At 77.1% G+C, this 2,594-nt stretch carries 1 protein-coding gene and 1 pseudogene; one reads left to right on the forward strand and one right to left on the reverse strand.

The window, feature by feature from the left end; genetic code table 11:
- Positions 1–113: 113 nt before the first annotated feature.
- Positions 114–1,982 carry a BTAD domain-containing putative transcriptional regulator gene (locus ABZ371_RS31515; protein WP_358686120.1) on the forward strand — a complete coding sequence of 623 codons (1,869 nt, stop codon included), beginning with the start codon at positions 114–116 and terminating at the stop codon, positions 1,980–1,982.
- Here the strand turns inward: ABZ371_RS31515 and ABZ371_RS31520 are convergent.
- A pseudogene (locus ABZ371_RS31520) lies at positions 1,969–2,594 on the reverse strand (serine/threonine protein kinase); the annotation flags it as partial. The gene ABZ371_RS31515 and the pseudogene ABZ371_RS31520 sit on opposite strands and share 14 nt — an antisense overlap.

The following is a 2,594-nucleotide window of genomic DNA, read 5'->3' on the forward strand; positions in this document are numbered from 1 at the left end:
GGGGCCCGCCCGGGAAGATGCGGGGCGGGTACCGATGTGCGCCGCCCCGCGTCGCGGCAGGATCGGCCGGTGTCCGGCAGCTTGTCGCCCCTCCCCCGACCAGGAGGTCGCTGATGACCCGTCCCCCCGCTCTCCCCGGCGCCGTGTACTTCTCACTGCTCGGGCCCCTCACGGCCGTGGTGGACGGGAAACCCCTCCCGCTCGGCCCGCGCAAGCAGCGCCTCGTCCTGGCCACCCTGCTGTCCCGCCCCAACACCCCGGTGCCCGTCGGCGTGCTGACCGACGTGGTGTGGCCCGAGGAACCGCCCCGGACCGCGCGCAAGAACCTCCAGGTCTACGTCAGCGCCGCCCGTACGCTCTTCGGCACCGTCGACGGGGGCGACCGGGACCGGGTGGTGCACGGCTGCGGCGGCTACCGGCTGCGGATCGAGGAGGGCGAACTGGACACCCTGCGCTTCGGGGCACTGGCCCGGGCGGGCCGGGCGGCCGGTGAGCGCGGGGACCTGCGCACCGCGGCCCGCCTCCTGCGGGAGGCCCTGGACCTGTGGGGGGAGCGGCCCCCGCTGCACGACCTGCGGGACTCCGCCGTGGTCGCGGAGGAGGCCGAGCGGCTGGAGGCCCGCTGCCTGACGGTCTACGAGGACTGGGCGGAGGCGGAGATCGAGACCGGCAGGGCGGCCGTCGCGGCCGACGGTCTGCGGGACCTGGTGGAACGCCACCCGCTGAGGGAGCGGCTCCGGGCGGCCTGGATGAACTCCCTGCACCAGTCCGGCCGACAGGCGGAGGCGCTGGCGGTGTACGACGACTACCGCCAACTGCTGTCCAGGGAGCTCGGGCTGGAGCCCAGCCCGGCCCTCGCCGCCCTCTACGGGCGGATCCTCGGGCGGGGGACGTCCGCACGGCTCGCCGCACCGCGCAGGGCCGCGCGAGACGTGTCACTCCCCGCGGACATCCGGGACTTCACCGGCCGTGAGGACGAACTGGCGCGGCTGGTGCCGGTGGTGGGGGCGCCGGACGGCGGCGTGCTGCTGGTCACCGGGCCCGCCGGGATGGGCAAGTCCGCGCTGGCCGTCCGGGCCGCGCACCTGCTCGGGGAGGAGTTCCCCGACGGGCGGGTGCATGTGCGGGCCCGTCACCAGGACGGCACCGCCCGCGGGCGTACCGGCATGCTGGAGGAGCTGCTGCGGCTGTGCGGCGTGGAGACCTCGGGCCGGCCCGACGCGGCGGAGGCGGAGGACGCGTGGCAGGACTGGCTGTCCCGGCACCGGGTCCTGCTCGTGCTGGACGACGTGGTGGACGAGGCGTCGGTGCGGGGGCTGCTGCCCCGGTCCGGGCGGTCCTCGGTCCTCCTGACCGCGCGGGGGCAGCTGGCCGGTCTGGCGTCCGTGCACCGGATCGCCCTGTCCGCGCCCGGGGACGCCGAGTCGCTGGAACTCCTGGAGCGGCTGACCGGTGCGGACCGCCTGCGCACGGATCCCGTGGCGGCGCTGCGGATCGTCCGCGCCTGCGGGGCCCTGCCCCTGGCCGTCGCGGTGAGCGGCATGAGGCTGGCGGTGCTGCGGCACCTGCCGCCGGCGGAGTACGCGGCCCGCATCGAGGATCCCTGTACGGCTCTGGACGAACTGGTCGCCGGGGACGTGTCCGTACGGTCGCGGATCGCGGCGGGCTGGCAGGACCTGAGCGCCCGCGACCGCGCCGCGCTGACGCGGATCGCCGGGCACACGCGGGACGGTGACTTCACCCTGGCACGGGCGACGGCCGCGCTCGGCCTGGACGAGAGGGAGGCCATCCGGGCCGTCGAGGCGCTCATCGACACCGGTGCGGTGACCTCTCCCCCGGGTGAGGTCACCGCACACGCGGCGCGGTACGAGGTACCGCGCCTGCTCTGTGTGTACGCCCGCGAGATGGCGGCGCCCGACGCCGGCGCGGGCGCCCCGCGGGCGCTTCGGGGGGCGGCGCTGGAACTCCTCAGCCGAGGGTGAGCAGTTCCAGCAGACCGGCGGGGGCCTGCCCGGCCCCGCCCCGTGGTGCCCCGCCCTCTCCGGTGCCGCCCGGCCCCCCGGACAGGAAGTGCAGGCCGAGGAGGACACCGGCCGCTCCCGTGCCGAGGTCGGCGGAGAAGCGGCGCAGCCCCGCACCCGGCACGAGCAGCCCGTCCCCGTCGGCGACCAGGTGCCAGGCCAGGTTGCGTACGGAGGCCAGGACACCGGGCCCGGTCCGGGCCGGCCCCGGACCGAGCTGGCCGGAGGTGGCGGCGAGCCCCGTACGCCCGGTGAACAGCCCCGGTTCGCGGACGAACTCCATCGCGCAGCCCCTGCGCACGCCCGGGATCAGGGCGCTCAGCGCCGGGTCCTCGTGGAGCGCGGTGTACGCCTGCGCCACCAGGGCGGCGCCCGCGCTCCCCTGGCTCAGGTAGAGCAGGTGGCGCCGGCCGTCGCGCACCTGGAGCGTGCCGTCGGGCATGGTGACGATGTGCGCGGCCTCGTGCTCCAGGGCGGCGCGCGCGGCCCCCCGCCGCCACCCCAACCCCGTAACCGCCGGCCGGGACGTGGGGAGCAGGGCGCCGCCGGCCGGACCGCGCAGCACGCCCCCCC

This window comes from Streptomyces sp. NPDC005899 (assembly GCF_040629645.1).
In the GTDB taxonomy this organism is placed as follows: domain Bacteria; phylum Actinomycetota; class Actinomycetes; order Streptomycetales; family Streptomycetaceae; genus Streptomyces.

Bases quoted from the DNA above. Each gene is read 5' to 3' on its own strand.
- ABZ371_RS31515 (WP_358686120.1), top strand. From the start codon at position 114: ATGACCCGTCCCCCCGCTCTCCCCGGCGCCGTGTACTTCTCACTGCTC.